The 23,301-nt window shown below is 66.6% G+C and carries 24 protein-coding genes and 1 pseudogene; 9 read left to right on the forward strand and 16 right to left on the reverse strand.

The annotated features are described in order from the left end of the window. Window positions 1-34 precede the first annotated feature (34 nt). From ACZ1I2_RS06495 to ACZ1I2_RS06515, 5 genes are all read right to left on the reverse strand, one after another. Window positions 35-850, reverse strand: coding sequence for a LytR/AlgR family response regulator transcription factor (locus ACZ1I2_RS06495; RefSeq protein WP_465174707.1), 816 nt, complete (start codon window positions 848-850; stop codon window positions 35-37). Further along, the gene (locus tag ACZ1I2_RS06500; protein WP_465174706.1) at window positions 847-1,986 is read right to left on the reverse strand and encodes a sensor histidine kinase; all 1,140 of its coding nucleotides are present in this window, start codon (window positions 1,984-1,986) and stop codon (window positions 847-849) included. The genes ACZ1I2_RS06495 and ACZ1I2_RS06500 overlap by 4 nt, the downstream gene beginning before the upstream one ends. A gap of 83 nt (window positions 1,987-2,069) precedes the next feature. Continuing rightward, complete coding sequence (locus ACZ1I2_RS06505) at window positions 2,070-2,552, reverse strand: hypothetical protein (protein ID WP_465181605.1); 483 nt, start codon at window positions 2,550-2,552, stop codon at window positions 2,070-2,072. Next, window positions 2,549-2,995, reverse strand: a complete 447-nt coding sequence (locus tag ACZ1I2_RS06510) for a helix-turn-helix domain-containing protein (RefSeq protein WP_465174704.1) — start codon at window positions 2,993-2,995, stop codon at window positions 2,549-2,551. The genes ACZ1I2_RS06505 and ACZ1I2_RS06510 overlap by 4 nt, the downstream gene beginning before the upstream one ends. Window positions 2,996-3,160: 165 nt before the next feature. Beyond that, a complete protein-coding gene (locus ACZ1I2_RS06515; protein WP_465174703.1) occupies window positions 3,161-4,036 on the reverse strand; it encodes a TolB family protein in 876 nt (291 codons plus the stop codon). A 248-nt stretch (window positions 4,037-4,284) separates the two neighbouring features. Between ACZ1I2_RS06515 and ACZ1I2_RS06520 the strand changes: the two genes are divergently transcribed. Further along, a complete protein-coding gene (locus tag ACZ1I2_RS06520) occupies window positions 4,285-4,761 on the forward strand; it encodes a GNAT family N-acetyltransferase (RefSeq protein WP_465170486.1) in 477 nt (158 codons plus the stop codon). Here ACZ1I2_RS06520 and ACZ1I2_RS06525 read toward each other — a convergent pair. Together ACZ1I2_RS06525 and ACZ1I2_RS06530 are read right to left on the reverse strand one after the other, a co-directional pair. After that, window positions 4,733-5,335, reverse strand: a complete 603-nt coding sequence (locus tag ACZ1I2_RS06525; RefSeq protein ID WP_465181652.1) for a YceI family protein — start codon at window positions 5,333-5,335, stop codon at window positions 4,733-4,735. The two genes, ACZ1I2_RS06520 and ACZ1I2_RS06525, sit on opposite strands and share 29 nt — an antisense overlap. A gap of 201 nt (window positions 5,336-5,536) precedes the next feature. Next, window positions 5,537-6,064: pseudogene (locus tag ACZ1I2_RS06530) on the reverse strand (cytochrome b); the annotation flags it as partial. Between the two features lie 123 nt (window positions 6,065-6,187). On the opposite strand from ACZ1I2_RS06530, the gene ACZ1I2_RS06535 reads away from it, so the two are divergent. Beyond that, window positions 6,188-7,492 (forward strand): chymotrypsin family serine protease, encoded by a 1,305-nt coding sequence (locus ACZ1I2_RS06535; protein WP_465174702.1) that lies wholly within the window; start codon window positions 6,188-6,190, stop codon window positions 7,490-7,492. A gap of 549 nt (window positions 7,493-8,041) precedes the next feature. Then, on the forward strand, window positions 8,042-8,167 hold the full coding sequence (locus ACZ1I2_RS06540; RefSeq protein ID WP_465174701.1) for a hypothetical protein: 126 nt from the start codon (window positions 8,042-8,044) through the stop codon (window positions 8,165-8,167). On the opposite strand, the gene ACZ1I2_RS06545 is transcribed toward ACZ1I2_RS06540, so the two are convergent. The 3 genes from ACZ1I2_RS06545 to ACZ1I2_RS06555 form a co-directional block, all read right to left on the reverse strand. Beyond that, window positions 8,127-8,369, reverse strand: coding sequence for a hypothetical protein (locus tag ACZ1I2_RS06545; protein ID WP_465174700.1), 243 nt, complete (start codon window positions 8,367-8,369; stop codon window positions 8,127-8,129). The genes ACZ1I2_RS06540 and ACZ1I2_RS06545 overlap by 41 nt on opposite strands. Window positions 8,370-8,372: 3 nt before the next feature. Continuing rightward, a complete protein-coding gene (locus ACZ1I2_RS06550; RefSeq protein ID WP_465170481.1) occupies window positions 8,373-8,642 on the reverse strand; it encodes a hypothetical protein in 270 nt (89 codons plus the stop codon). A gap of 108 nt (window positions 8,643-8,750) precedes the next feature. Then, the gene (locus tag ACZ1I2_RS06555; protein ID WP_465170480.1) at window positions 8,751-8,945 is read right to left on the reverse strand and encodes a hypothetical protein; all 195 of its coding nucleotides are present in this window, start codon (window positions 8,943-8,945) and stop codon (window positions 8,751-8,753) included. 301 nt (window positions 8,946-9,246) lie between these two features. Between ACZ1I2_RS06555 and ACZ1I2_RS06560 the strand changes: the two genes are divergently transcribed. Then, the gene (locus ACZ1I2_RS06560) at window positions 9,247-9,663 is read left to right on the forward strand and encodes a hypothetical protein (RefSeq protein ID WP_465174699.1); all 417 of its coding nucleotides are present in this window, start codon (window positions 9,247-9,249) and stop codon (window positions 9,661-9,663) included. 270 nt (window positions 9,664-9,933) lie between these two features. Further along, the gene (locus ACZ1I2_RS06565) at window positions 9,934-10,947 is read left to right on the forward strand and encodes a proline iminopeptidase-family hydrolase (protein ID WP_465174698.1); all 1,014 of its coding nucleotides are present in this window, start codon (window positions 9,934-9,936) and stop codon (window positions 10,945-10,947) included. Between the two features lie 6 nt (window positions 10,948-10,953). On the opposite strand, the gene ACZ1I2_RS06570 is transcribed toward ACZ1I2_RS06565, so the two are convergent. Both ACZ1I2_RS06570 and ACZ1I2_RS06575 read right to left on the reverse strand, forming a co-directional pair. Next, window positions 10,954-11,427 (reverse strand): SRPBCC family protein, encoded by a 474-nt coding sequence (locus ACZ1I2_RS06570; protein WP_465174697.1) that lies wholly within the window; start codon window positions 11,425-11,427, stop codon window positions 10,954-10,956. Window positions 11,428-11,452: 25 nt separating this feature from the next. Then, entirely contained in the window at window positions 11,453-12,316 is an 864-nt protein-coding gene (locus tag ACZ1I2_RS06575) for an SDR family oxidoreductase (RefSeq protein ID WP_465174696.1), read from the reverse strand. 103 nt (window positions 12,317-12,419) lie between these two features. Between ACZ1I2_RS06575 and ACZ1I2_RS06580 the strand changes: the two genes are divergently transcribed. Next, window positions 12,420-13,313, forward strand: a complete 894-nt coding sequence (locus ACZ1I2_RS06580; RefSeq protein WP_465174695.1) for a LysR family transcriptional regulator — start codon at window positions 12,420-12,422, stop codon at window positions 13,311-13,313. 89 nt (window positions 13,314-13,402) lie between these two features. Here the strand turns inward: ACZ1I2_RS06580 and ACZ1I2_RS06585 are convergent, their stop codons facing one another. Further along, window positions 13,403-14,692, reverse strand: coding sequence for an HWE histidine kinase domain-containing protein (locus tag ACZ1I2_RS06585; RefSeq protein WP_465174694.1), 1,290 nt, complete (start codon window positions 14,690-14,692; stop codon window positions 13,403-13,405). An 89-nt stretch (window positions 14,693-14,781) separates the two neighbouring features. Here ACZ1I2_RS06585 and ACZ1I2_RS06590 point away from each other — a divergent pair, with 89 nt between their 5' ends. After that, a complete protein-coding gene (locus ACZ1I2_RS06590) occupies window positions 14,782-15,438 on the forward strand; it encodes an Imm42 family immunity protein (protein WP_465174693.1) in 657 nt (218 codons plus the stop codon). A 14-nt stretch (window positions 15,439-15,452) separates the two neighbouring features. On the opposite strand, the gene ACZ1I2_RS06595 is transcribed toward ACZ1I2_RS06590, so the two are convergent. Next, window positions 15,453-16,256: a LytTR family DNA-binding domain-containing protein gene (locus tag ACZ1I2_RS06595; RefSeq protein ID WP_465174692.1), complete on the reverse strand. Its 804-nt coding sequence runs from the start codon at window positions 16,254-16,256 to the stop codon at window positions 15,453-15,455. A gap of 102 nt (window positions 16,257-16,358) precedes the next feature. Here ACZ1I2_RS06595 and ACZ1I2_RS06600 point away from each other — a divergent pair, with 102 nt between their 5' ends. Together ACZ1I2_RS06600 and ACZ1I2_RS06605 are read left to right on the forward strand one after the other, a co-directional pair. Next, a complete protein-coding gene (locus ACZ1I2_RS06600) occupies window positions 16,359-17,375 on the forward strand; it encodes an alpha/beta hydrolase family protein (protein ID WP_465174691.1) in 1,017 nt (338 codons plus the stop codon). A 145-nt stretch (window positions 17,376-17,520) separates the two neighbouring features. Next, window positions 17,521-18,447, forward strand: a complete 927-nt coding sequence (locus tag ACZ1I2_RS06605; protein ID WP_465174690.1) for a ThuA domain-containing protein — start codon at window positions 17,521-17,523, stop codon at window positions 18,445-18,447. Window positions 18,448-18,551: 104 nt separating this feature from the next. Here ACZ1I2_RS06605 and ACZ1I2_RS06610 read toward each other — a convergent pair whose 3' ends face one another. Then, entirely contained in the window at window positions 18,552-19,253 is a 702-nt protein-coding gene (locus ACZ1I2_RS06610; RefSeq protein ID WP_465170472.1) for a VIT1/CCC1 transporter family protein, read from the reverse strand. A 304-nt stretch (window positions 19,254-19,557) separates the two neighbouring features. Next, on the reverse strand, window positions 19,558-22,545 hold the full coding sequence (locus ACZ1I2_RS06615) for a TonB-dependent receptor plug domain-containing protein (RefSeq protein WP_465174689.1): 2,988 nt from the start codon (window positions 22,543-22,545) through the stop codon (window positions 19,558-19,560). Between the last annotated feature and the right edge of the window lie 756 nt (window positions 22,546-23,301).

Raw genomic sequence — 23,301 nt, forward strand, 5'->3', positions numbered from 1 at the left:
GGCCAAACCCGTCGCCCCGCCTCACGACCCACCCTTATTCCATCCCCACACCCCCAGGCCCATCCTGCTCCAGCAACAACTCCCGCAGCCGCTTCGCATGCACCCGCCCCGCGGCGATCCGCGTGCCGCCCTGCAGGATCACCTCGCGCCGCCCGGTCGGCGTCCGCCGCACTTCGGTGATCCGCGACAGCCGCACCAGAGCCGCCCGGTGCACCCGGATGAACTGCGCGGGATCGACCCGCCCCTCGAACGCGCGGATCGACAGGCGCAGCAGATGCGAGGTCGCGCCGGTATGCAGCCGGACATAATCATCCTCGCTGCTCACCCAGTCGACCAGGTCGAGCGGCACGCGCGTCAGGCTGCCGGTCGCGCCGCGGATCCACAGCTCGGTCTCATAGGGCGACCGCGCCTTGGCGTGGAACTCGGCGCGCAGATCCTCGATGATCGCGCGCATCTCCTGCACCTGGCCGACCGAGCTGTCCGCCGCCAGCCGCGCGCGCGCCCGGTCGATCGCCTCGCGCAGCCGCGGCGGGTCGATCGGCTTCAGCACATAATCGACCGCCGACACCTCGAAGGCGCGGATCGCGAAATGGTCGAACGCGGTGATGAAGATCACCGCCGGCGTCACGTCCCTGGGCAGCCGGTCGAGAATGTCGAACCCGGTGCCGTCGCGCAGCCTGATGTCGAGCAGCGCGATGTCCGGCCGTTTCTCCGCGATCAGCGACACCGCCTCGTCGCAGCTCATCGCCGATCCCAGCAGCGTCGCGCCGGGGATGCCGCCCAGCACGATCTCCAGCCGGCGCAGCGCCAGCGGCTCGTCGTCGACGGTGACGATGCTGAACGCGCTCACCGCGCCAGCTCGAACGGAATGGTGACGCTCACTTCATAGGCCCCCGGTCCGCGCACGACCGACACGCGCTGCGCCGGCCCATAATGTTCGGCCAGCCGCTCGCGCACATTGGCCAGGCCGATGCCGTTGGTGCAGGAGACGGGCGTGGAAGGTCCGACCGTGCCCTTATTGCCCACCCGCACCACCAGCTGCTCGCCGTCGCGCTCGGCCGACAGGCGGATCGCGGTCGGCGGCATCGACTTGGCGACGCCGTGCTTGATCGCATTCTCGACCAAAGGCTGCAGGATCAGCGCGGGCACCGCGGCGCGGCGCAGCTCCTCGGGCAAGTCGACATCGACGCTGAGGTCGGGATAGCGCATCTGCTCGATCGCGAGGTACCGGCGGTGCACGTCGAACTCATGTTCGATCGGCACGTCGATCAGCGGGTCGATCGACAGGGTCGAGCGGAAGAAGGTCGACAGCCCGGTCAGCATCTTCTCCGCCTCCGCGCTTTTCCCGTCCAGGATCAGCGAGGAGATGGAATTGAGGCTGTTGAACAGGAAATGCGGGTTGATCTGGTTGGAAAGCGCGCGGAGCTTGGCATTATGCGCCAGGTTGCGCAGCTCGGCCGATCGTCGCGCCTCCTCCTTCGCGTCGAAGCTGTATTCGATCGCCAGGTACAGCCCGGTCCAGGCGATGAAGAACCAGGACCAGAGCGACAGCACATGCGCCGCATCGTTCCAGCTGATCACGATCATGCGCAGGGTCCGCCCGTCGAACGCGGCAAAGGCGAAATAATTGAGCCAGGCGAAGAGCTCGGCGACCAGCGGCGCGGTGACCGCGAGCGTCAGGGCGCGGGTGCGGAAACTGCGATGCGACAGGCGGCGCAGCAGCCGGTGCATCAGGTAGCAGACCGAGATGCCGATGCCGTAGACGAGCCCGCGCACCCCGGCCACGGCCAGCTGGTGCGGGTTGCCCGCCAGATAGCCGAAAAAGGTGAAGATGGTGAAGCTCGCCCCCCACATGGCAAGCGTCACCACCAGCTTTGCCCTGGCTTCCGCCCGGGTCTCGACGCGGCCCCCGGCCCGGCCATCCCGCACGTCCGACTCCTCGACGTAAAAGGGCTCGCGCCCGGCATTGGGGGTCAGACCGTCCACGCGCCGGGTGTCGCAAATCATCCCCGGCCTGTCGACTGACGCTCACCCCCTCGGAATCGACGTTCGGCCGCTCGGACGCCGGCTCAGGCCGTGACGACGACCGGGTCGACACCCCGGCCGAGGCCGCGCAGCGTGATCATCGCCATCGGGATGCCGACGCAGACGATATGCGCGAACAGCGCGCTCGCCACCGCGCGTGGCTTCAGGCTGGGGAAGGCCTCCGGCCAGCGCAGCGGCAGCACGATCCAGTACATGACGAGATACAGCGCGACGCCATAAGCGATGCCGGCGATCAACGGATGCGCCGCGAAAAAGGGCAGGCGCCACGCGGCGGTGACGAACACCCCGACCATCACCGCCATGATCGCGAAATGCACCGCCAGACCGGCCAGCGCGGTCGGCACGCCGCCGCTTTTCATGCCTTCGCCGAACGGCCCGCTCGCGACGCTGTGCAGCACGTCGATCGGGGCGGTGCCGCGCAGGCCGGCAAAGACGATCGCGTAGAGGATATCGAGCGTTCCGCAGATCAGGGTCGCGGTCAGGATGGTCCTGCCGATCGCGGTCATGCGTGTTCCCTCCCCGGAGCCGCCGGCCAGTGCTCGCCGCAGATCCACAGCGATGTCGATCCCCGGATATCGGGCTCGACCCGCAGGCGCAGCCCCCAGCCACGCACCGTCTCGATCGGATCGGGCGCCCCCGCCGCGGCGAATCTGCGCCGGATGCGATAGACATGGACCTCGATGGAATCGCTGCCATAGCCCAGCCCGCGCAGGGTCGCCGCGATATCGGCGTAAGCCGCGCGACCCCTGCGCACGAGCAGCCCGAGCATCGCCGCCTCGGTCGGAGAAACCGGTATCGCCACGCCGTGACGCAGGATGCCGGCCGGCTCGGCGGTGGTGGCCAGCGCGCCCCGCCGCGCCGCGACGCCGCCCTCTTCGATCACCGGCCGCCAGATCGCCGGCGCGGCCGCGGCGCGGCGGGGCCTCTCGGGTATCGCATGTGCGTGCATCGGGCTCTCCCACCGCGGCTTCTTGCGCAGAACAGCCGGTGCCGCGCCGAAACCCAAGCCTTCAGCGGCCCAGCGCCATGATGGCGCGGGCAAAGGCCAGGCGGTTCGTTCGAACGGCTGTTTCGCGCGGGCGAGGCGCAGGGGGCGCCCATATTCTCGATCCCGTCAGTCGGGGTTGTCGCCTCGCATGGCGGACAGCACCGCCGCCAGGTCCGCCGACCACAGGTCGAGCCGCGTATCGCCGGGACCGCAGGCGGCCGACCAGTGGAACGTGCCCGCGCGCGACACCGACGGCCCGATATTGAGCCCCGCCGAACAGTTGATCGCGGGCGGCAACGGGCCATCGTCCCGCCAGGTGCCGGCGCGCAGCGTCGCCAGGTGCAGCGTCGTTCCGGCTTCGCCCTCGGCATCGCCGCGGGCGAAGACGATGTGCCGGGCATCGCCGGCAAAGGTCGCGTCGAACTCGTCCTCGCCGGTCTCGATCGCCCGGCCCAGCCCGGCCGGCGTGCCGATGCCGCCCGGGCCGACCGGCGCGAGATAGAGATCCTGCCGGCCCGATCCGCCCGGCCGGTCCGACGAGAAGAGCAGCATCCTGCCGTCCGGCGACAGCGAGGGCGCCCATTCCTTGCCTGGCGTGTTGACCATCGGGCCGAGCGCGCGCGGCGTGCCATAGCGGCGCGTGCGCGGGTCGAACGCGACACGGTACAGATCGTCCCCGCCCGCGCCGCCGGCCCGGTTGGAGAAGAACAGGACGCTGCGCCCGTCGGGCGCGAAGGCCGGGTCGAAATCATTCGCGGCGCTGTTGAACGACACCGGCGCTGGCCGGGACCACCGTCCCCCGACCAGCCAGGATTCGACGATCTCGAGCGCCCCCCGATTGACCACGCCCCACAACCGGTGGCGCCCATCGGGCGAGACGGCGAGCCGCACGTCCGACATCGGCGTGGAGATGGCGAGCCGCTCCACGGCGGGGGTGGCCGCCGGCGCGGCAAGGGCGGTCGCGGCAAGCATCGAGGCGAGCGCGAGTCGATGGGAGGTCATGCGAGGATCATTCCCGCGGTGCCGGCGCCAGGCAAGCGCTGGCCGCGCCGACGGTCATATCGTGTCGGTCAACGTCGCCCGAAACGCCCTCCCTTGCCCTTCCCCGGCGGAGGCCGGGGTCCAGTTGGGGGAGGTTCGGAAATGAGCGCCCCACCCAGTTACTACGGCCTTCCCAACTGGGCCCCGGCCTCCGCCGGAGAAGGGCAAGTGGGTGGCGCAACCGCGCCTGTCACGACATGATCGCCGCCATGACCGCCCCCATCACTCTCCGCCGCGCTGGAGCCGCGGACGCCACGACCATCCGCGCGCTGGTCCGCGAGGCCTATGCGCCATGGGTCCCCATCATCGGCCGCGAACCCCGGCCGATGAGCGCCGATTACGACCAGGCGGTGCGCGATCACCGTATCGACCTGCTCTATCTGGGCGACACTCTCGCCGCGCTGATCGAGACCATCGACGAGGCCGATTGCCTACTGATCGAGAATGTCGCGGTATCCCCGGCCTTCCAGGGCAGAGGCCTTGGCCGCCACCTGCTTGCTCATGCCGAGGCGCTGGCGGCCTCCGCCGGCCATGCCCGCATCAGGCTCTTCACCAACAAGCTGATGGAGGCGAACCAGCGCCTCTATGCCAGCCTCGGTTACGGTTTCGACGGCGAGGAGGCCTTCCCCGGCGCGATTGCCGTGCACATGAGCAAGCCTATCGGCCCGGTTTCCGGTCGGCCTTGATCGCCACGCTCACCGTCACTCCGGCCTTCACATCGGTGGTCGCTTTCCATTCGCCCTGGCCGACCCCGAAGACGGTGCGGTCGATCACCGTCGATCCGCGCATCGTCGCGACATCGCCGTCGATCGTCAGGGTGAAGGGCAGGGTCAGCGGCCGCGATACGCCGCGCAGCGAGAGCGTGCCAATCGCCTCGTAGCGATCGCCCGAGCGGTGACGGAATCTGGTGGCGGCGAAGGTCGCGGTCGGATGCGTCGCGGCCGCGAACCAGTCCGGGTCGGGCAGCGCGCCTTCGGTATCGGCGACGCCGGTCTTCGCCGAGGTCATGTCGATCGTCACCTTGACCGAAGACGCGTCGAGCGCGGCCGGATCGAACAGGATGACCGCATCCCAGCTGCCGAAGCGCCCGTCGACCGGCCCCTCCGACCAGCTCGTGGCGAACGACAGCGACGAGGCGGCGCGCCGCACCGTCCAGCGCGACGGCGCGACCGGCGTCGCCGTCGCTTCGGGTGTCGGGCTCGCCTCGGGCGTCGGCGTCGCGCCGGGCGTGATGGTCGGTGAGGGCAGGGCGGCCGGCACGGCCGCGACGACAGGCGCGGGCGTCGCGGCGGGGGCCGGCTCGGCCAGCGGGGTCAGCCGGATCAGGGTCGCGATGGCGGTCAGCCCGATGATCCCCGCGATGGCGACCAGCGCCGCGGCGCCGAGCGACCTTGCGGGCACCGGGATCATCCGGGCCAGGTCGCCGCCGCGCTCGAGGAACTGATGCTTCAGCGCGCCGGCGACGTGCAGGAACAGCACGGCATAGGAAATATAGATCAGCGCATGATGGCCGATCTCCGCCGCTTCCTCGACACCCGCCTTGGTCCCGGGCGCGAGGCCGGGCACGCCGGGCACATGCGGCCAGGGAATGGTGCTGAACAAATAGGTCGGGATCGCCGTCTTGCTCGCCGAGACGAGCAGCCAGCCGGTCAGCGGCAGGCCGAGCAGCAGCAGATAGAAGCCGACATGCACCGCGTGGGCGAGCCGCTTTTCCCAGACCTTCATCGTCGGCGGGAAGGGCGGCGGCGGATTGGCGATCCGCCAGGCGAGCCGGACCAGGGTCAGCAGCAAGATGGTGATGCCGACCGACTTGTGCAGCTGGAACACCGCAAAGGCCTCCGGCCCGCGCGGCCCGTCCATCCGCCAGCCGAGCCCGATCTGGACCGCGAAGCACGCCGCGATCGCCCAGTGCAGCAGGATCGCGCCCGTCGCATAGCGGACGGGCGGCGGCGGGGCGACGCTGGCGGGCTCGATCGGCGTATCGGTCATGCAAGGCTCCGCGGGAGAGGGCGATCGTTACGATAGCGGCGACACCGCGCCGGGCAAGCGTGCGCAGCCGCTATTCATCGCCCCAGCTATTCATCGCCGGTGCATTGGGGCATCATTACCATCATGAGCATGCGCCACGCTGCCCTTCGCGCCGCCATCGCCGCCGTCCTGGCCACCCTTTCCGTTTTTCCCGCCGCCGCTCAGGTGCCGGCCCAGGTGCCTGCCTCGACGCCGCCTGGCGCACCGCAGGCGCAGCTCGTGCCCGCCGCCGTGCCGGTGGAGACGCCGGCCGCGGCGCTGGCGCAGGACGCGGCCGACTATGCCCGGCAGAACCGCGTGCCGCTCGACGAGGCGATCTTCCGCCTGCGTGCGCAGCAGGAAAGCGTCGCGGCGACTGACCGGATCGCGTCGCTCTACAAGGATCGGCTCGCCGGCATCTCGATCGAGCATCATCCCGAATATCGCATCGTCGTGCTGCTTACCGGCGATCAGCCGGTCGAGGACGAGGCAGTGGTCGCGGGCGGGCGCACCATCGGCATCACCTTCCACACCGGCGCGCCGGCGACGCGCGACCGCATCGTCGCGGCGATCGAGAAGCACCAGGCTGAAATCCGCGCCGCGCTGCCGCGCCCGCCCGGCATGGGCGTCGATCCGCGTACCGGCGAGCTGGTCGTGATGGTCAATGGCGCCGATGTGGCGGCGATCGATCCGGTCGCGCTCAGGCAGAAGCTGACCGATCTGGCCGGGGTGCCGGTGCGCATCCGCATCCTCGGCCGCGACGCCAACAGCGCGATGGATGTGGGCGGCGGCTCGCGCGTGGTGGGGATCAACCCGGTGGACGGGCGGCGCTACGCCTGCACCACCGGCTTCGTCGTGACCGACGGCGCGCGCACCGGCGTGGTTACCTCGGCGCATTGCCCCGACACCCTTTCCTATGTCGATCGCGCGCGGCACGAGACGCCGCTCCAGTTCATCGGCCAATGGGGCTGGGGGTTCCAGGACGTGCAGGTCCATGTCAGCGACGCGGCGCTTCGGCCGCTTTTCTATGCCGACACCGCGAAGACCGAGGCGCGGCCGCTCACGACCTGGCGCAACCGCATCAGCACGCGCGCAGGCGACGTCGTGTGCCACCGCGGCGAGACGACGGGCTATAGCTGTTCGCAGGTCGAGCTGGTCGATTACGCGCCCGCCGGCGATCTGTGCGGCGGCGCCTGCCTGCCGACCTGGGTCGCGGCGAACGGCCCCGTCTGCCGCGGCGGGGACAGCGGCGCGCCGGTATTCAGCGGCACCGTCGCCTTCGGCATCGTCAAGGGCGCGAGCTACCGCGCCGACGGGAGCTGCATCTTCTATTATTACATGTCGACGGATTATCTGCCGCCCGGCTGGTCGCTGCTGCACGGCGATGGGGCGGGGCGTCCCAGTCCCTGAAGACGAACAACCCCGCCAGCAGGGGGGGGAGAGCTGGCGGGGCGTTCTAGATCTGAAGCGGCACGAGGGGGGACAGGAAACCGCTTCGGGAATAAGAACACCCAAGCGGAAAACTGGTTCCCGAGATTTTTCGAAAAATCGAGCGCGCCTGGCGCGTTTTCGAGTTGGGTTGATCTACCCTCTCCGTTCGCCCTGAGCTTGTCGAAGGGCTGTCCTTTCTTCTGCGAAAGAGAAGAGCAAGGCTTCGACAACCCCGGATCAAGTCCGGGGCCGAACGGGGAGGGATGATTCCAGCCGACTATGTTTTGCGCGGCACCGGAGACGGCGTAACCTCGTCCAGCATCCCCCCGAATATCGCCGTCGCCTCGGGGCCGAAACAGGCGAACGGGATATGGGCGATCGCCCGTGGTTCCTCGGCGAGAAAACCAGTCCCAGTCGGTCGCGCCGTATCGCATGGCTTTTCCTGTCGCATCCGCGCGCCCGGAACCAAGCCCCGGAACCAAGCGCGGCATGCCATCGTTGCCATGCCGTGGAAACGAGGAAAGCGCCATGGTGCTCGACCCCGAAGAATCGCCTTTTCATGTGGTGGAGCAGCGCGGGTTGAGCCGCGGCGCGATGGCGGCCGTCCTGCTGGTCATTCTGGTCGTGATGGGCGCGCTCGTCTTCCTGAGCTGACTGGTTCGAGCGGCTCGACCGACAGCTCGAGCATCAGCGCGACCAGCCGGTCGTCCAGGCTCTCGTCATCTACGTCCCAGCCATAGCTCGATCGCAGCGCCTGGCCGGTACAGGCAAGCTTGTCGCGATCCGGCGGGACGGGGATGGCCGTCTCGGCCGACGCGGCAGCGCGGCTGCGCCAGGAGGCGATGCGGCGCCACATGCCTTATCGTGACGGGATCGGCGGATAGGACGGGCTGTCTGCCGGGCCGGAATCGGCCAGTTCGAGACGATCGGGCGATCGCTCGGCCAAGGCCGTCCGCGATCCATAGGCGCTGCCGGGATAGATATCGCCCGGTGCCTCATATTGACGTTGCGTATAATAGGGATCCATGCCGGCGGTGGTGTAGGCGCTGGCCAGGACGCCTGCAGCAACGCTGCCGGCAAGGCATGCCGCCGCGATGGCGATCTTCGGTACCTTGCCTGACAGGTCCACGGCCGATTCTCCCGGTTCGGGCAAGGAAACGACCGGCAACCGGACCTGTTCCTTCCGTTCGCTGTGCTGGTCGTCGGGCGGGACGGGCCGAGCCCCCCGCGACGCGCGTCAGGCGGCCTCGGCCGCCGGCCCGCCCTCCGGGTCGTTGGCGCGTTCGAGATAGGATTCGGCGATCAGATAATGCGCGTGCACCACCGCCGGGTGCTCGGCGCGTTGCGCCAGTTCCAGTTCCTGTTCGGCCCGCAGGATGTACCAGGATTCGTCACGTTCTTCAGCCGGAACGACCGGCGCCTTCTCGCGCATTTTCGACAACTCTCAAGGGGGTTTCCGCTCGCCCCCGAAGACGCCCGGCCCGTGGATCGGTTCCGCCGGAATCGACGAAACGCGGCGGATGCGACGGGCCGCTACAACCGGCAACAACCGCCAGAGTGGCTGTAGGCGCTGTTGTTTTTCCGGCATGTTCGGAAGGATTACAGGTAGGTCAGGATATGGCCCGGTTCGATGTCGGGGACGTTGCCATTGGCCACGTCAGCAGGAGGTTGATGGCGCAGCAGCAGTCGAACCTGAATAGCGAACAGGTGCTTTTGACGGCGAAGTGGAACAAATGATGAAGAGCATCCTGGCATCCCTGCTGGCGTGTACGAGCGCCGCGCTCGCCGCGCCGCTCACCCCGAGCCAGTTGAATGACAGGCCAGATGACTATGACGGGAGCGCCGTCGTGGTGAAAGGCTATCTGGCGATAAGCCCGGGAGGGCATGTACTATACAGCGCGAAGGCCGATCTCGATCTGTTTTCCGACCTTGCCAAGGTCACGGATCTCAAAAGTGCCCTGCACCGATGTCTGACGATCTATTACACGCCGGCCCTGAAGAAGAAGCTGATGGCGCGGAACATGGCCGATGTGGTGCTGAAGGGCAGGTTCCACGCCCATTATATCAAGGAGGACGTCGTCGACCCCGGCGCCTGTGTCGGGCCCACGGCCATGGTCGTCGAAGAGATTCTTCCGGAAAAGGCCGGCTGATCCATCGCCCTGACCTGCCCATCCGCGATAACGGGGCTCAATGACGAGGCGCGCGAGACGACCAACGGGCGGATGTGCATCGGGTGAGGTGCCTTGCTCCGTGCGTGATCGCGGGCGATGGTCGGCACACGCAATCACATCATTTAACCGCCGCATCGTTTGTTGCGTCTTGCGACTCCGCGCGAAAATCATCAGGGCGCGGGCGTCATCGGCGTGGCTGAGTCCGCCCGCCGGTTGGTTACCGTTTCGACGACATCGAGGAGCAGCATGATGAAGTTTGTTCTGGCCGCAGCGATCGCGCTGGCCGCAGCGACCGCCGTTCCGGCGACGGCGCAGGACGTGCCGCGCACCTATCTCGATTCGACCGGCAAGGCGGATCAATGGTCCGGCGGCGTAAAGATGGTGCCGATCAAGACGCCCAAGGGCGACTTCAACGTCTGGACCAAGCGGGTCGGCAACAATCCCAAGCTGGCGGTGCTGCTACTCCATGGCGGCCCGGGCGCGACGCATGATTATTTCGAGCCGTTCGACAGCTTCCTGCCGCGCGAGGGGATCGAATATATCTATTACGACCAGCTCGGTTCGGGCCGGTCGGACAAGCCGACCGATACCGATCTGTGGACGCTCGACCGCTTCGTCGACGAGGTCGAGCAGGTCCGCGTCGCGCTGGGCCTGACCAGGGACAATTTCTGCGTGCTCGGCCATAGCTGGGGCGGCATCCTCGCGATCGAATATGCGCTGAAATATCCGGCCAACCTGAAATGCATGGTCGTGTCGAACATGATGGCCTCGATCCCGGCCTATAACGCCTATGCGCAAAAGACGCTGATGCCGGCGATGGACCAGAAACTGCTCGCCGAGGTGAAGGCGATCGAGGCGAAGGGCGACACGGCGAACCCACGCTACATGGAAATCCTGGGCCCGCTGCATTACGAACAGCATATCCTGCGCCGCCCGGCAGCGGAGTGGCCGGAGCCGCTCAACCATTCCTTCGCGCAGCTCAATACGCAGCTCTACACCTTGATGCAGGGCCCGAGCGAACTCGGCGCGAGCGGGCGCCTGGTCAATTGGGACCGTTTCGCCGACCTGGCGAAGATCAGGACGCCCACCCTCGTCATCGGCGCGCGCTACGACACGATGGACCCGGCCTATATGGCGGCGATGGCGAAGAAGCTGCCCAACGGCCAGTTCGCGCTGATGCCGGAGGGCAGCCACATGGCGATGTATGACGACCAGCAACGCTATTTCGCGGCGCTGACGGGGTTCCTAAAGGCGCGGGAATAGGGCCCCCTACAGCCTAGCTTCCGCGAGCAGCTCCCGGGTTCGCTTCAAGGTCGACAATAGCGCGGCCTTATAGCCCTGCTCGCTGTCGAACTGCGCCTGCTCGGCCCGTTCCTCCGGGCCGTCGGGCGCCTTTCCGCGCAAACCGAGATAGCAATAGAAGCGCAGCAGCAGCGCGCCGCTGTCGTCTTCGAACAACTCGTTGACGATCGCGCCCTCGCGCGGGCCGCTGGCCTGGAAGAAGGTCACCTTGCTCCCCGGTTCGAGCGTGATGATCTCGCGCAGGTCGAGGCCGCCGATGGTGGCGTCGCGCACGAAATGCGTCGCGCTTTCCTCCACCACGTCGCAGCGTGTGCAGAGTCCCGGCGGGAGGAACAGGCGCGCGTCGCGCGCCTTGCGGACCAGGCCCTTCCAGGCCTGGTCGCGGGTCAGGGGGATCTCGCCTGCCGGGTTCACCGAGACGGTGGCTGTCGAATACATCATGGTCGTGTTCCTTCTGGCGGGGGTTTCAAGCCGCGCTCTCGGCGGCGAAGTCCCGGTAAGTGCGCAGCGGGCGGCCGAGCATCGCGGTGAGGCGCTCGACGTCGCCGGCATCGGGGATCATGCCGTCGGACTGGAAGCGCTCGGCCATCAGCCGCATGTCGAACGCGGTCCAGCTCGGCAGATGTTGCCGGAGGTTCTGTTCGAACCCGGCGGTGTCGTCGCCCGGATAGACGACCGGGCGGCCCAGCACGTCAGACCAGATCGCGGCGACGTCCGTTCCGGTCAGCGTGTCGGGGCCGACGAGGTTGAACCGCTCGAGCGGCAGCGGCGTGACGGACTGCTCGCGGCGGAGCAACTCGAGCGCCGCGATCTCGCCGATGTCGCGCGTGTCGATCATGGCGAGGCCCTTGCCGCCGATCGGCATCGGGTACACGCCGTGCCCCGTCACCACATCCTTGATGGTGAGGTCGTTCTGGATGAAATAGGCGGGGCGCAGGATGGTGGCGTTGAGGCCCATCTGCTCGATCATGCGCTCGGCGGCGAACTTCACCGCGAAGTGCGGCACGTTCACATACAGGTCGCTGTGGATCACCGAGAGATAGACGATCCGCTCGATGCCCGCCTCGCGCGCGAGGTTGAGCGTGACCAGCGCCTGGGTGAATTCGTCGGCCGCGACCGCGTTGAGCAGGAACAGGGTGGACACGCCGGACAGCGCGTCGCGCACGGCATCGACGTCGAACAGGTCGCCCTTGGCGATGGCGACGCCCGCCGGGAGGTTGGCCTTGGCGGGATCGCGGACGAGCGCGCGGACGTCTGCGCCGCGCTTGACGAGCTGTTCGACGACCTGGCCGCCGATGGCGCCGGTCGCGCCGGTAACGAGAATGGTCATGTGGTATCTCCTGTGCTTTGCCGAAGCGGCACCCGAGAAATAGTGTTCCATATTTCTGACAATAGACGCTATATCTGGACGCATCGTCTCATTGGTGGAACGGATGGACCTTCTCGCGCTCACCGATTTCAATCTCGTCGCCCGGCATGGCGGCTTCGGGCGCGCGGCGCGTGCGACCGGGCGCCCCAAGGCGACGCTGTCGCGCCGGGTCGCCGATCTCGAGGCGAGCCTCGACCTGCGCCTGTTCGAGCGTGGGTCGCGCGACCTCCGACTCACGGAGGAGGGACGCGCGCTGTTCGAGCGGTCGGGCGCGCTGCTCACCGAGCTCGACGAGACGGTGGCGGCGATCGCCTCGGGCGGGGAGACGCCCAGAGGCAGGCTGCGGATCAGCGCGCCCTTGCTGTTTTCGCAAACCGCGATGGGGCGCCTGGCCGCCGGTTTCGCGCTGCGATATCCCGATGTCCGGCTCGAGATCACGACCGAGGACCGCGCCGTGGACATGGTCGAGGAGGGTTATGACCTGGTGATCCGGGTCAATCCCGACCCGGACGAGACGCTGGTCGGCCGCGCCTTTCTGAACGACCGGCTCGTCGCGGTCGCGAGCCCGAGCCTCGTGCGACCGGCTGACGGGTCAGCCGTCCCGGCGGTCGCGCGCGGATCGATCGATTCGGCGGCGATCTGGGAGATCGAGACCGCGAGCGGACCCGAGACCATCAGCGTCGCGACGGTGCTCAGCCTGTCGTCGCTCATCATGGTCCGCGATGCGGTGCGGGCCGGCGTCGGCGCCGCCCGGCTGCCGATCTCGCTGGTCAGCCATGATCTGGCGGCCGGCACGCTGACCAGATGGGGAGACGTGGGCGGGCCCGAGATCAGGCTATGGGCGCTCTACCCGTCGCGGCGGCTGCTCAGCGCGCGCGTGTCCGCCTTTCTCGACTACCTGAAAGAGGCATTCCCCACCGGGACGCCCGACGAGCTTGCTGCCTATGTCGCTGGATAGGTGGACGCGCTTCCCGGATCGGACATCGATGCGATGATTCAGATCGACGCAACCGCGACTGGGGGCAACAGCGTCTCTTTGGCGGGAGGCTAGGCCGCAGCCATCGCTTCCGGCTCCGCGGCTTTGCGGCTCACGGTCACGGCGTCGAGGGGCACGTCCATCGTGTAGACGAATCCGCTGGGCCTGTAGTCGAGCGCGACCTGACCCTTCAGCTGCTGGCCCAGCGACGTCATCATCCGGGTGCCGAAACTCTTGCGGGTCGGCGCGCTGACGAGCGGCCCGCCGGTCTCCACCCATTCGAATTGAAGGCGATCGCCATCGACCCGCCAGGCGAGATGGACCTGCCCTTCGGGAACGGAAAGGGCGCCGAACTTGGTCGTGTTGGTGCAAAGCTCGTTCAGCGTCATCGCAAAGGCAATAACGGAACTCGACGTGATGCGGATATCCTCGCCGGAGACGCGGAAGCGACCGCTGCCCTGGTCGAACGGCTCGATCGCGCTGCGGATGGTGCTGTCGATCGTCGCGTTTTCCCAGCTTACCCGGGTAAGCAGATCGTGCACACGGGCGAGCGCCGCGAAACGCCCGTCGATCGCGGCGCTCGCATGCGCCATGCTGGGCGCGGTGCGCAGGCTCTGATGGGTGATCGCGCCCACCGTCGCGAGCATGTTCTTGATCCGGTGGTGCAGTTCCGCGTGGATCAGGTGCTGCAGCTTGTCGGCCGCCTCGCGTTCCTCGGCCTCGATGCCGGCCTGGACGAGCAGGGCGCTGGCGTCGATCCCGGCCTGCTCCAGCGCCAACCTGAGGCTGTCGTTCTCGGTGGTGAGCGCATCCTTGAGTGGCTGATTCTCGTCGATGATCAGTTGCTGCTTCTCGGTATCGAGCACGGTCTTCAGGAGCAGGGCCTTGGCATCCATGCCTGCCTGCTGAAGGCGATGGCGAAGCTCCTTGTTCTCCGCGGTCAGGGGATCGTCGGCGGCGATCAGGGCGGGCATGACTTTCAGCACACCCGCGCCGACCATTTTCTGGAGCTCGAGAATCATCTGCTGGATTTCGAGCGGCTTGGGGAAGAACCGGCTGTCGACCGGCTTGTCGGCATCCGTCACCGCGATCTGCCCGGAGACCAGCACGATCTTGATGTGCGGCCAGCGCGAATGGACCGCATGAGCGAGCTTCAGGCCGTCCATGCTCCCCGGCATCTGAATGTCGGTGAACAGCAGCGAGATATCGTCGCGCGATTCGAGGACCTGCATGGCCTCGTCGGCGCTTACGGTCTCGATCGGGGTGAAGCCGGCGTCCTCGACGATATCGACCGCACGCATGCGCAGGACCATCTCGTCCTCGACAATCAGGACGATCGGTGTGGGGCCAGGCGCCGTCATGGAAAATACCTTCGGGTGCTCCGCTCTTCCCGACTGGGAGACGAAAGGCCCGGCATGGGCGTGGGCGGCGGTGCCGTGACTGTCAAGCAATGCCGATGGTCAGTGGTGGGCAGGTGGCGCCCGAACTGGTAGCTGAGCGTTGTTCGGGGGATTGCAGCGTGATTGTCGGTGATCGAAATTCGTTCGCGATCGAAAGCTCGATCACGAAAGCCTATCCCTCTCTTGGCCTGCGGGCGCTGGGCTATTTCGTGGTCCATATCCGGGGCAAAACATATGGCGTGCAGGAACCCGACGCGACGATGCTGGCGTGTTCGTTTGATGAAGTACTAGGGCGCCTTGATCGGCGCGGCACGCATCGAGTTTCGTATCTGCTGGAGATTGGCGCTCCGTTGATTGCCGAGGCCTATCTCGACGCCAGATACCGAGAAACCACGCGGATCGATTATTTTTCTCGTACAAAATCGGCGTTCACCGACGATCTTTATGACGTCAAGGTCCCATGGGCGCCGGATGGAGACGCGGCCTTTGACGACGGCAGCTACATCCTGCAGTTCGATGTTAGGGAAAAAGTTCGCCTGATCGCCTTCCAGAACCTGGAGTGCCCGGTGGAGACTGCCAATTCCGTCGAAGAAATCTGGCTCGAAAGCGATATATTCTACGGCGTTCTTGCCGAATGGAGCGAGCGGTTTGCCGCGGACTGGGCGGACCGGCTAGGCGACGAGAATCCAGAGGCCGGCCCTCTCTGATATTGCCGCGTCCGTCAGCGCGGAGGAACCGTCTCTACCCGCAAGCCGTCGCGTTCCTCATCGCCAATCCATCCCGCGGCTTTGAGATGGATGACGGCGGAGCGTGCCACCGGGGCGATCACCCCGTTCGAGAGGTGGAGCCGCATCGATCGGGCGTTCCCTTCCACTTTTTGCACCGCATGGCCGGCAACCCACCAGGAGCGATGCGTCCGCAGGCCGTCGGTCTCCATGGCCTCGATCGCGCGGGCGAGGGGCATCAGGATCAGCTCCGATCCGCTCGGCCGGTGCACGCGGACGTAATGATCTTCCATTTGCAGCGCGATCACATCCCTGCCCAGCGGGCCCGGGGTTGAATCGAGGAGCGGCGGGGAAACCGGATCGGGCGGTGGGCGACGCGTGATGAACGCGGCGCCGACCATTGCGATCAGCCCGATCGTCGTCGTCTGGGTGAACCAGAGCAGCCAGGACGGCCCGAACCGGCTGAGCTCGGGCCACAGCCAGAAGGCGACCGTCCGTGTCGCGATGGCTTCGGGTATGCTGAGCAGCAAGGTCGCGGCGATCAGCGAAAGCCACCATGTGAGGGACCCCGCGCGCGCGAACGAGGTGACGAACCGGAACCCGGCGCCGTAGAGCATCAAGGCCAGCAGTACCGAGGCGATCCAGTAACCCGTGCGCTGGACGGGGCCGCCATTCGCATAGCTGCCGAACGGGCCCAGCGCCGCCAGGATGCAGCCGGCGACGATCGCGATACCGATCCAGCGCAGCACGGACAGGACTGTCCCGCCGGCAAGACGCTCGCGGATCGCGGGAAATATCATGCGGGCGTTCTACCGCGACGGTGACGGCGGGCAAAGCCCGTTCGCCGATCCGCGAACCCATTCGCCCATTCGCGAAACGCGGCTTTCGCCGGGTGTTGCGACATGCCCATCAGCGCCGCACCCCTGATGGAGATTGCCATGTCGTTGCGCCTCGCCTTTGCCGCCCTTTTCCTGTCCTCGCTCCTGCCGCTCGCCATTCCGGCGGCCCATGCCCAGCCGGTACAGGCCGGTTTCGAACGGCGGACCACCGCCGACGGGATGGAAGTCGGCATCTGGTATCCGGCGTCGGGTACCCCCTCCTGGCAGCGGCTCGGGCTGTTTGCGCAGGAGGTGGTTGCCGACAGCAAGGTGCCGAGCGATCGACATCCGTTGATCGTCATGTCGCATGGCACAGGCGGCGATTTTTCCGGCCATGTCGATACCGCCGTGGCGCTGGCCCGCGCCGGCTTCATCGTCGCGGCGCTGACGCATCCCGGCGACAATTGGCGCGACAACAGCCGGGCCACCCGGGTCGAGGAACGCCCGGTCGCGGTCAGCGCCCTTATTTCGTACATGCTGGGCGCGTGGCCGGGGCATGCTTCGATCGATCCGGCGCGGGTCGGCGCGTTCGGCTTTTCGTCCGGCGGGTTCACCGTCCTCGCCGCGGCAGGCGGGCGGCCCGACCTGACGCGCCTGGCGGATCATTGCGCGCAGCATCCGGCCTTCTTCGTGTGCACGCTGCTGAAGACGCAGCCGCGCACCATGGCCGGCGCCTGGCCGGTTATGCGCGATTCGCGCATCAAGGCGGTCGTCGCCGCTGCGCCGGCGCTGGGTTTCGCCTTCGATCGCGCCGGGCTGGCCGAGGTGCGCGTGCCGGTGCAGCTCTGGCGGGCGGATGACGACCAGATCCTGCCCGCGCCCTTTTATGCGGATGCGGTGCGGGCGGCCCTGCCCACCGCGCCGGAGTTCCACGCCGTGCCCGGTGCCGGCCATTTCGATTTCCTCGCCCCCTGCGCCGACCAGACCGCCATGCCGCAACTGTGCCGGAGCGCGCCGGGCTTCGACCGGGTCACCTTCCATGCGCAGTTCGACGCGGAGGTGGTGCGGTTCTTTACGGCGCGATTAAAGCGCCAGCGCTGATCGGCCAAGCCCGAGGAATGACAGGCGCCAGTCGCAGAAAGCCCTGTTCATTGTGCCACCGACCCAGCTAGGTTGCTGGACGAATCATATAGTATATTTGATTGCCTGATCCCGAAGCCGGGGCTGGCGCATCGGGGGAGAGGGCATGCTGAAGTCGGTGGTGATCCGTGTCGGTCGTTCGATCGGCAGCGCGGCGGGGTTCGTAGCGCTGGTTTTGCTGGCCGCGAGCGGGGACGCGGCGCCCGCCGCGCTGGCCCAGGCGGAGGCAGCGCCGCCAAAGAAAATCCTGTTCCTCGCCGGCCCCAAGGAACATGGCCCGCCCGGCCGGCACGAATATGAGAAGGACCTGCGCGAACTCGCCTGGTCGATCGATCATGCGGGCAATCTGAAGGGCCTGAAGACCGAAGTGATCGTCGGCCGGCCGCCGCGCGACCTGAGCGTTTACGAGGATGCCGCCGTCATCGTGATCGATGGCAATGGCGACTGGCTCAAGCGCGAAACGGGCATGCTCTTTCCGCAGGCGCAGGACACCAATGGCCGCGTCTATGACGCCGAGGCGACTGCCTGGCTGAAGAGCTTCGACGCGCTGATCAAGCGCAAGCATATCGGCGTCGTCATGTTCCACTACACGATGTGGATCGATAACTGGGCGGGGCGGGCCTATGTGCTCGACTGGCTGGGCGGGACGTGGATCCCCTATGCCTCGCACAATCCGGTCGACACCTGGGCGGTGAAGCCGCTGGCGCCGAAACACCCGGTCCTGAGCGGGGTGAAGCCCTGGACGTTCCGCGACGAGATGTATTCGCGCTATTTCCTGTTTACCAACCCGAAGCGGACCGAATTGCTGTCGGGCATGCCCAAGGATCCCAAGAATGGCGGGCCGGACCCGATCTCCTGGGCCTATGAACGGCCGGACGGCGGGCGGGCATTCGTGTGGGGCGGGTCCGACTTCCACGACAATATGCACGGGTTCGCGGACTATCGGCGGTTCCTGCTGAACGGCATCGTGTGGGCGGCGGGCGCCGATGTGCCGCGCGGAGGTGTCGTTTCGCCCCCGCCGCCGGAGATGTGAGGGGCTCCGCCGCGTTCGGCCGCGCGCCGATGCGACATCCCGGCGCGGTATTGCCGCGCCGACACGTGCGCTTATCGCGGCCGTGCGACCAGCGCCGCGATCGCTTAGACTGCGGTGCCGACGAGCTTGCCGATGCCGGCGGTCAACGCCATGGCGAGGGCCCCCCAGAAAAAGACTCGCAGCACCGACCGCATCACTGGCGCACCGCCCGCCCTGGCCCCCAGCGCGCCGAGCAGGGCCAGGCACAGCAGCGACACGCCGGTGACGAGCGCGATGATCGAGCCGGCCGGTGCGACCGTCACCGCCAACAGTGGCGCGGCGGCCCCGACGCTGAACGTCGCGGCGGAGGTGAACGCCGCCTGTAACGGCCGCGCCGTCGAAACCTCCGAAATACCGAGCTCGTCACGGGCATGGGCGCCGAGCGCGTCCCTTGCCATCAGCTGGTCCGCGACCTGCCCGGCGAGCGCCGGGGTAAGACCCCGCGCGACATAGATGCCGGCCAGTTCCTCGCGCTCGAAGCCGGGCTGATCGCGAAGTTCCCCGCTTTCGCGGGTAAGGTCAGCCTTTTCGCTATCGGCCTGGGAGCTGACCGAGACATATTCGCCTGCGGCCATCGACATCGCGCCGGCGACGAGAGACGCGATGCCGGCCAGCAGAATCTCCGGCCTGGCCGCGGAGGAAGCGGCAATGCCGACGATCAGGCTGCCGGTAGAGACGATACCGTCATTGGCGCCAAGCACGGCCGCGCGCAGCCAACCGACGCGCGAGACGGTGTGGCGTTCGGGATGGAGCGGCAACCGAGACATCTGCGCGTTATCGCAGCGCCCGGGGACCGTTGCACTACGTAAAGTACCGAAGCCGTCATCGCGCCGGCATCGTTTCGATCAGACGCGCAAAAAATGCCCGGACCGCGAGGCCCGGGCACTCAGTTTTACGCAATCCTGCGCTGACATCCATCGAGGGAATCGGCTGAACGTCAACGCAGGGTGAGGTTGCCCTCCTGCGCATCGCGGCCGCTTCGGCTGGCCAGTCTAGAGGAACGGCCGAAGCGATCGTGATCCGGACCGGTTGGGGCGGCGCCAGCGCGGCACCGCCCGTCCCCGGAATTGCTTAGAAGTCGACCTTTGCGCCGACGCGGAACGAACGGCCCAGGATGCCGGCTTCCGACACCACCGGGTTGTACAGATACGCGCCATAAGTCGTCGCATCGATCGATGCCTTGCGGTCGGCAACGTTCATCACGTCCGCATAGAGCGTGAAGCGATCGGCGACCTTGACCTGCCCGTGCAGGTCGACCGAGACGAACGACTTCACGTTGCACGCCTGATAGGCTTCGCCGTCCAGGTTGGTCGGGACGAGGCTGCAATCGCCGGCGGTGCCGCCCTGATCCTCGGCCGAATAATCGTAACCGCTGGTGTAATAGGCGGTTGCGGTCAGCGACCAGGGTCCGACGTCCAGCGTGTTCTGCCAGTTGCCGCGCCAGCGCTGCGTGCCCGAGCCGGCAGTCAGGTTGAAGTTGCCGAGCGTGCCCGCATAATGCTCGGTATGGCCGTCCGGGAAGCTGGTGTTGAGGTCGATGATATAGGTCGCCTCGGCATCCGTGGTGAACTTCACGTTGGAGCCAAGGTTGAACACGCCGCGCGCGCCGAAATCGAGGCCCGAGGTATGGATCTTGTTGGCGTTGATGAAGCTGCCCTGCGCAAAGGCAACACGCTTCTGCGCGTTCGGATGATCGACATCGGCCTCATCCTGGATGATCGTCACGCCGTTATAGCTCAGCTCGCCGGTCGCGTAGTAGTTGTCGATCGCCGACTGGAAGTTCACCGCGGTGATCGCGTTGGTCTTCTGGATGTTGTAATAATCGACCGTGAAGCTGATGTTGTGGACCGGCTCGAACACCGCGCCGACGGTGAAGTTGCGCGACTTCTCCGCCTTCAGATTCGGGTTGCCGACCGTGGTCTCGCCGATGCTGTAGGTGGTGAGGTAGTTGTTGAACTGGCCGGTCGGCGTCAGATGCTGGCTGCTGAAGCTGGTCGGCAGGTTGCCCGGCGTGACGGTGACATAGCCCGAGGTCGGCAGCGCGCCGGATTCGGCGAAGCTCGGGATACGGAAGCCCTTCGAGAAGGTGCCGCGGATCGCGAGCTGCTTGATCGGCGTGAACTTGGCGCCGATCTTCGGCGAGAAGTTGCTCTGGCCGCTGCTGTAATGGTCGTACCGGCCCGAACCGTTGATCTCGAGAATGTCGAGCACCGGCGCGTTGATTTCGAAATAGCCCGATTCGACCTCGCGCTTGCCGGTCGCGCCAAAGGCGTTCAGGCGGAAATAGCGCTCGGTCGGGCCGGCATAGTCCGGGTTGCCGCTGGGATCGTACAGCGATTCGTGACGGAAGGCGCCACCGACGGCAACCTGCAGCGGACCGCCGGGCAGCTGGAAGAAGTCCCTCGAGACGGTGCCCTGGATCTGGTAGAGATGCGAGTTCTGGTGGTTGATCTGGGTCGGCGTCAGATAGTCGAGCGCCGCCTGGCTGGTCTGTTCCGGATGCACGAAGTTGTACGAGCCATCGGCCACTTCATCGAGCAGATGCTGGATATAGACATAGCCCTTGGCCGTCGTCTTCAGCTTGCTGATCATCGCGGTACCGTCGATCGCATAGTTCCAGTCGCCACCGAACGTGCCGTGCAGGCCAAGCGCCCCGCGGAACACGTCGCTCTGCGACGAATTGAACTCGATGCTGGTCGGCAGGCGGCCGGCGATGCGTGCCACCTGACCCTGTGCCGCGAACGGGTTGTTCGGGTTCAGGGTGCCGTTGGCGGCGGTGCAGGCGGCGGTGGTGCCGCGCGCGCAGATATAGACCGGCAGGGTGATGACAGTCGCGCCGGCCGAGGTGCTGTAGGCCGGGAAGTCGATGCCCGCCGGAGCGTTCGCCCGGAAGATGCTGGCGAGGCCGGTATAGGCCGAATAGCTGTGCTCGTAATTGAACTCAGCGGTCAGCTCGCTGCCGCCCAGCACGTTCGCGGTCAGATGGGCGGAGCCGCCATAGCGGTGCATCTCCGGCTCGATCTGGCCGTAATCATGCGTGACGTCCTGCTGGCAGACGGTGCGCGGCGCGGTCGGGTTGTTGGCGTACTCGGTGTCCGTCAGCGTGTAGGACGTCAGGTTGCCGCAGCCGTTGAGCAGCTGATAGCGGCCGAGCGCGGTGGTGTTGGTCGCATCATAGGGGCGGACGATGAACGCGTCGGGCGCGGTCGACAGGCCGTTATAGATGCCGTTGGTGACGCCGTTCGCGATGTTGTTCGGGCCGCAGACGCCGGCATGGCAGAGGCGGGTCTGGTCGTCGGTGTTGAACGGATAGTCGCGGTCGCGATTGTACAGCGCAGACTGGTCCAGATAATGGCCGCTGACATAGACGTTATAGCCCTGCTCGCTCAGGTCGCCATAACCGAAGGTCGCGCTCAGGCGATGGTTGGCCGCGTCGCCGCGCTGGCTCACGCCGGCCTCGGCGGCCGCGTGGAGACCCTTGATCTCCTTCTTGGTGATGATGTTGACCACGCCGGCGACGGCGTCCGCGCCATAGGTCGACGAGGCACCGTCCTTCAGCACGTCGACGCGCTCGACGATCTCGTCAGGGATGGTGTTCAGGTCAACGAAGTTGCGCGTGCCGTCGTCAGCCAGCGGGTAATAAGCGGCGCGCAGGCCGTCGAACAGCACCAGCGTGGACGAGGTGGTGAGGCCGCGCAGCGACACCGACGACGCACCGCCGGCGAAGGCGCCGTTCGCCGTGAAGCTGTTGGTCAGCGCAGGGCCGTTATTGGCGGCGAGCGTCTGGATCGCGCCCTGCACCGTGGTGATGCCGCGCTTCGCGATGTCGTCCGCGGTGAGCACGGTGACGGGCGACGGCGTCTCCGTGTCGGTGCGGCGGAACAGCGTGCCGGTGACGACGATGTCCGCGCCGCCGCTATCGGCAGCCTGGTCGGTCTGGCCGGTGGCCGGTGCGTCCTGCGCGAAGGCGGGCGTCGCGGTCAGCGACAGGAAGGCGGCTGCCGTGGCGGCACCCGCAAGCAACCTGGCTTTGCGCAGGGAGGGAGTGGCATTGATCACAGAGAAAGCTCCTCACTGATTCCGCAGCCGGCGCGCGATCGCGCCGCCTCGAGCGGACTTATGTTTTCAAGTCTCTGGGACCATGCATCCCGGCCCCCCGAGACATGATGGAGCGGCAATGAAACCGGGCAGCGGGCGCTGTAAAGAATGTGTAGTGCCGGCCAGTTTTTTCGGGTGACGACGTGCCTGAAAAGCCACGAAATCTGTTAGTTAATCCGAACCGGGCCTATGCGCGCCACGTGATGAAACGGCATGGCATGGACCAGAAACGGTCATAAGCAGATGCCGTAATAATAAAATAAAACGGCCTCATTTTCATCTCAGCCTGTCGCCATTGGGGAATGGCTCAGCAACATTTCCTTACAAAAGGGACATGTGTGCTGGCGTCGGACTCCAGACGGCCTTTCGGTGTCCTGGACACCGCATCATAGGGGAGCGGATCGTCATGCCTCGACACGGACTCTTGCAATAAATCGCCGGTAGGCGAGGCTGTCGATGGGGTCGAAAGTCGGGTTCTGTCTGAGCCTGGGCGGGGCGGTCGGTGTGAATGGCCGTCGCAACAGGCCCATAATAGGACCGTTACAGCCCTAATATCTCGATCGCCTAACCGCTCGTCGTGCCAAGATTGACACCAGATGAACCGAATTCGGGCCGCAAGCGCATATAGGGCCGAATAAGACACAAAAATATGGCGTCGGGACGAATTGCATAGACGACGCCAGATGTCTCAATCCTCACCAAGTGACGCAAACATGA

The organism is Sphingomonas sp. BL-S-29 (assembly GCF_055521495.1).

Coding starts and splice junctions, on each gene's coding strand:
- ACZ1I2_RS06505 (WP_465181605.1), bottom strand. CDS start 2,552: ATGACCGCGATCGGCAGGACCATCCTGACCGCGACCCTGATCTGCGGA.
- ACZ1I2_RS06510 (WP_465174704.1), bottom strand. CDS start 2,995: ATGCACGCACATGCGATACCCGAGAGGCCCCGCCGCGCCGCGGCCGCG.
- ACZ1I2_RS06515 (WP_465174703.1), bottom strand. CDS start 4,036: ATGACCTCCCATCGACTCGCGCTCGCCTCGATGCTTGCCGCGACCGCC.
- ACZ1I2_RS06520 (WP_465170486.1), top strand. CDS start 4,285: ATGACCGCCCCCATCACTCTCCGCCGCGCTGGAGCCGCGGACGCCACG.
- ACZ1I2_RS06535 (WP_465174702.1), top strand. CDS start 6,188: ATGAGCATGCGCCACGCTGCCCTTCGCGCCGCCATCGCCGCCGTCCTG.
- ACZ1I2_RS06540 (WP_465174701.1), top strand. CDS start 8,042: ATGGTGCTCGACCCCGAAGAATCGCCTTTTCATGTGGTGGAGCAGCGC.
- ACZ1I2_RS06545 (WP_465174700.1), bottom strand. CDS start 8,369: ATGTGGCGCCGCATCGCCTCCTGGCGCAGCCGCGCTGCCGCGTCGGCC.
- ACZ1I2_RS06555 (WP_465170480.1), bottom strand. CDS start 8,945: ATGCGCGAGAAGGCGCCGGTCGTTCCGGCTGAAGAACGTGACGAATCC.
- ACZ1I2_RS06560 (WP_465174699.1), top strand. CDS start 9,247: ATGATGAAGAGCATCCTGGCATCCCTGCTGGCGTGTACGAGCGCCGCG.
- ACZ1I2_RS06565 (WP_465174698.1), top strand. CDS start 9,934: ATGAAGTTTGTTCTGGCCGCAGCGATCGCGCTGGCCGCAGCGACCGCC.
- ACZ1I2_RS06570 (WP_465174697.1), bottom strand. CDS start 11,427: ATGATGTATTCGACAGCCACCGTCTCGGTGAACCCGGCAGGCGAGATC.
- ACZ1I2_RS06575 (WP_465174696.1), bottom strand. CDS start 12,316: ATGACCATTCTCGTTACCGGCGCGACCGGCGCCATCGGCGGCCAGGTC.
- ACZ1I2_RS06580 (WP_465174695.1), top strand. CDS start 12,420: ATGGACCTTCTCGCGCTCACCGATTTCAATCTCGTCGCCCGGCATGGC.
- ACZ1I2_RS06585 (WP_465174694.1), bottom strand. CDS start 14,692: ATGACGGCGCCTGGCCCCACACCGATCGTCCTGATTGTCGAGGACGAG.
- ACZ1I2_RS06590 (WP_465174693.1), top strand. CDS start 14,782: ATGCCGATGGTCAGTGGTGGGCAGGTGGCGCCCGAACTGGTAGCTGAG.
- ACZ1I2_RS06595 (WP_465174692.1), bottom strand. CDS start 16,256: ATGATATTTCCCGCGATCCGCGAGCGTCTTGCCGGCGGGACAGTCCTG.
- ACZ1I2_RS06600 (WP_465174691.1), top strand. CDS start 16,359: ATGCCCATCAGCGCCGCACCCCTGATGGAGATTGCCATGTCGTTGCGC.
- ACZ1I2_RS06605 (WP_465174690.1), top strand. CDS start 17,521: ATGCTGAAGTCGGTGGTGATCCGTGTCGGTCGTTCGATCGGCAGCGCG.
- ACZ1I2_RS06610 (WP_465170472.1), bottom strand. CDS start 19,253: ATGTCTCGGTTGCCGCTCCATCCCGAACGCCACACCGTCTCGCGCGTC.